Below are 4,473 nucleotides of genomic sequence, written 5' to 3' on the forward strand. Positions count from 1 at the left end.
TCAATAACTCACCTTCAGAATCAAGAAATAACATATGGAGCCGTCCCGGGCATGGAAACGTACACCAGCATTCCAGAAGACCTGAAGCTTTCCGTACTTGAAAAGGTTAAACCCACGGAAGCCGAAAGAAAAAAACTCACAGCAGTTCAGGAGGAACTTGCCGCAGAGGTAATAGCGGCAGCTGAGAAACTTTGTGTATCGGATATTTTTGTAAAAATGGTCGGTTCTGCTGCAAGAGGCACCTGGCTCTCAGGCACCCATGATATTGATGTTTTTATCAGCTTTCCTGAAGAAACACACAGAAGAGATCTGGAAATCAGCGGCATGGCAATTGCAAGGGAAGTGGCAAAACACGCGGAATATGCCGAAGACCGCCATGCCGAACATCCTTACCTGAACATTGTTTTCAAAGGCTTTGACGTGGACCTTGTCCCCTGCTTTCGGGTTGCTTCGGCATGCCAGCTCAAATCCGCAGTTGACAGGACGCCTTTTCACAATGAATTCGTAAAAGCTCACATAAAAGGGAGGGAAGACGAGGTCCTGCTCATGAAGCAGTTCATGCGCGGAGGCGGAGTCTACGGTTCGGAGTTGAGGACGCAGGGCTTTTCGGGCTACCTGACAGAACTCCTTATAATTCACTACGGCTCTTTCGAAAATGCCGTAAAAGCAGCCTGTATCTGGAGACCCGGACAGAAAATAGACATTATGCAGCACTCGGAAATGGGACATACGGAGCCTCTTGTTATAGTAGACCCGACCGACCCGAAGCGGAATGTTGCAGCAGCCCTCTCTCTTGACAGGTTCTGCATGTTTATAGACCACTGCAGGGAGTTTCTGGCAAACCCTGAGCTCAAATTATTTTTTTCTGCCCCGGTCCTGCCGCTTGAAGATAAAGAACTTCTTGAGAAGCTGGACAGCCGGAAAAGTTCCCAGCTTGCAGTTGTCTTCAAAACCCCGGACGTGGTAGAAGACGTGCTCTACCCGCAGCTCTATAAGATGGAACAGGCTGCAGCTGCCCTCCTGAACGAATACGATTTTTCAGTGGTCAAAACCGGCGTGTGGTCAGGGAACCCCGAAACCGTAATCATGCTCGAACTTATCGCAGGCACCCTCCCCAACGTCAAAAAACGAATTGGTCCTCCGGTCTGGGTCAGAGAACACTCGGAGAAGTTCAAAGCCAAGTACGAAGGAGCTGAAAATGTTTTCGGAGGCTATATCGAAGGAGGAAAGTATGTCTTTGAAATCCAGCGCAAATACCCGACTGCGAAAGGGCTTCTTGAAGAACAGCTTGTAAACTGCTCCCTCGGGAAACAGGTACATCAGAGCGTGAGTGAGGGCTTTGAGGTCATTGAAGATGCAGAGATTTGCAGGCTAAAAGATCCTGATTTCAGGGTTTTTTTGAGGAAATGGATGTAAAAGAATTTCTATAAAATAATTTTATCTGCACTTTTTTCCTAAGTTTAGCTGTGTACAAAAATTGAAACGTACACCGCGCAGAATTTTTCCGCAAAAATCCTTTTTTAGCGACTCTTATTCGTTAATCCTTAATTCTAAAAAGAAACCGTTTTAAGCTTTAAGTTTTATCGGAACTTATGGTGTTGGGCAGTTGATAGATCAAGAGGAGATTCACAATCAATGTCTTAGTGAGGATCCAGAAAAACGTATTAAATCACTGGAGCAATTAAGATATAAATTCTCGTTACTGCCGGATAAACAACAGGCATGGATTGACTTACATAAACTGACTAGTGTCTTAGCAATTTAATTATGGTGCATAACGTTTAGACATTTTCTCGTCAGCAACTTTTCTCGTAAACTTCCAGTTGATCTTATTTTCATGTTCATTTCTTCTCTTTGTCCATGCCCCCACTTGGTGGGTAAGTGTCTCCATATCCCCGATCCTTCTGTCTGTACATTCAATATCCATCACATTGATCTCTATTTCTGCGGCATTAAGCCAACTTGCATGTTTTGGCGTGTAATGGAATTCTATCTTTTCCAGAATCTTTTTTGCTTCCTCTTCGCTGAATGTTTCGTAGAATGACTTTTCGTTATGGGTATTGAGATTATCCGTAACCAGTCGGATGACTTCAGCTTCAGAATAGTTTTCGGTAACGAGAATTTTCACGAATTGTGCAAAATCCTTCCTGGTTCTCCTTTCGGTTACCTGAGTCGCCCTTTTTCCTGCTTTGAATTCTACCGCCACGAATACATTTGCTGTTCCATTCCTGACATATTCGTAATCATATTTTTCTGGACTTCCAGGTTTCATTGGAATGGCTTTCCTCTTATCTCCAAGAAGTTGTTTTGGTTTCTCGTCAAGGCATATTAGAGGTTTTTTCGGGTCATATTTTTCTTCATAGAGGTTGAGAATGTTGTACATTCTTTCTCTATATTCGGCATTTATCGTTTGAATACACCACATCCGTCTTAACCAAGGTTTAGTTTTGCTTTTTTTAGAATAAGCCGGATGCTTTCCTTGTTTATTGTTTCAAAACCTTCTTTTATCTTCAGTTCCTCAGTAAGCAGTACAAGCGTCCACTTTTTTCTTCCATCAGGAGGTGTGGTACATGCTTGCGCTATGATTTCAGCAGCGTGTTTTTCGGTGTATTTTATAGGTTGACCGGTTCTTGTTTTATCCTCAAGAGCGCTTTGGAGACCTTCATCCAAGTACCTTTTCTTGATTCGCCCAACAGTATTCCTACCAACATTCAATATTTCTATGATCTCGGTGTTCTTTTTATTCTTGTTGGCAAGTAACAGGATTCGTGCTCTTGTTAGTTCTCGTGCACTTTTCTGTCCCTTTTTAACAAAGTCTATGAGGTACTGCACCTCATCTTCTTCAAGTTTTATTTTTGCCATGAATGAAGATACAGATGGGATTCAAAGCTTATAAATATGACCCATAATTAAGTTGCCATGACACTAGTGCTTCGATTCCCAAATAAATCCATTATTTGGTGAGGGATTTGTTGATCACGAGATGGATTTTGAAGTTTAGGTTTATGGATGTAATCTGGAATCGATACACTAGTGACGAAGACAGGGGAGTAAGATACAGAGCTGCCTCTACTCTTGGTTGTGTATATTCTCATGTTCCAGATAAACGGGAAGCATGGAAAGACTTACAGAGACTGGTCGACGATGAAAAGTGGGACGTGAGATCAAAAGCAGCCTTTGCCATTGGTTCTGCGTTTTCTGATATTCCAGATAAGCAACAAGCATGGAAATACTTACAGAGACTGATTAATGATGAGGACAGGAGTGTACGGTTTGAGGTCGCCTCTACTCTTGGCCATGTATTTTTCCATGTTCCAGATAAGCAACAATTATGGAATGTTTTACATAGACTGACCAATGATGTAGACACTTCTGTGAGGTCTAGAGCAGCCTTTGCCATTGGTTTTGCATTCTCCCATGTGCCAGATAAACGAGATGCATGGAACGACTTACATAGACTAATTAATGATGAAGACTGGGATGTGAGGTATGGAGCAGTCTCTACTTTTGGCTCTGCATTTTATTATATACCAGATAAACAACAGGCATGGAATGATTTACATAAACTGACCAATGATGAAGACTGGAGTGTAAGATCTAAGGCAGCCTCTACCATTGGTTCCGCGTTTTCTAACATACCAGATAAACAGCAGGCATGGAACGATTTACATAAACTGACCAATGATAAAAACGATTTTGTGAGAATCTACACAAATCACTCTCTTGGAAAAGTTTCCATATTCAAGGCTTCTCAAGCAGAAAAAGAAGAAGATTACAAAAAAGAACTGGAAAAAGCTATCGAGTTTTTTGAAAAATCGGCAGGAGACTCATCTAGTTGGAGTTCTCCATCTGAATTTTGCCTTCCCTTTTATCGCTCATTTCATACAATAGTTTTCAAAAAACAAGAAGCAAAAGAACAAGTAGATAAGTATCTTGAAGAAGCGAAAAAAGTAATTGGTGACTCCAAAAGCAAGGAACTGCTCTTTGAAGCTGTAAAAAATCTTGGAAACGCTTTAAAAGAAGTTCAAAATCTAGAAAATACGAACTTACTAGCAACACAAGACGAGCTTAATTATTATAGGCAATTCTGTGATCGTGCAGCAGAGCTAATGAGAGAAACTGAAGAAACTGCACCATTTGCAACAATAGCCTTGAGAAAAGGTTTACCTATTCTGAATAGAAACTTAAAAGAGCTTCTCGAAGAGATCCAAAAGAAAACAGAAGTAATTCATGAGCAGACAAAAGGAACCCCATTTGAAGAACTGGGTCATGAATTAAGTCACAGTGGTCAATCTCTTCTTCAAGTGAGAGATCCGGTAGGATTTAAAAAACAGGTTCAAAATCTGGAAAATCAAATTGCGTGCGGCCACCCCACCCTAAAGGATGGGGTATGCTGATGGGCCGCACGCCCGGTTATTCTGGCACTTAGAAATCGTTAATTTTCTGTTGCCCAGATTTCTTTAATCTATGTGA

Annotated in this window: 2 protein-coding genes and 1 pseudogene; 2 read left to right on the top strand and 1 reads right to left on the bottom strand. The window is 41.6% G+C overall.

From position 1 onward, the window contains the following. Positions 1–51 precede the first annotated feature (51 nt). Positions 52–1,416 carry a CCA tRNA nucleotidyltransferase gene (cca, locus tag PHF18_RS15715; RefSeq protein WP_300104468.1) on the top strand — a complete coding sequence of 455 codons (1,365 nt, stop codon included), beginning with the start codon at positions 52–54 and terminating at the stop codon, positions 1,414–1,416. Positions 1,417–1,765: 349 nt separating this feature from the next. Here cca and PHF18_RS15720 read toward each other — a convergent pair. Continuing rightward, positions 1,766–2,862, bottom strand: a pseudogene (locus PHF18_RS15720) (IS630 family transposase). A 143-nt stretch (positions 2,863–3,005) separates the two neighbouring features. Between PHF18_RS15720 and PHF18_RS15725 the strand changes: the two are divergent. Next, positions 3,006–4,397: a HEAT repeat domain-containing protein gene (locus tag PHF18_RS15725; protein ID WP_300104467.1), complete on the top strand. Its 1,392-nt coding sequence runs from the start codon at positions 3,006–3,008 to the stop codon at positions 4,395–4,397. The last annotated feature ends 76 nt before the right edge of the window (positions 4,398–4,473 follow it).

It is taken from the genome of Methanosarcina sp. (assembly GCF_028693135.1).
Lineage (GTDB): Archaea > Halobacteriota > Methanosarcinia > Methanosarcinales > Methanosarcinaceae > Methanosarcina.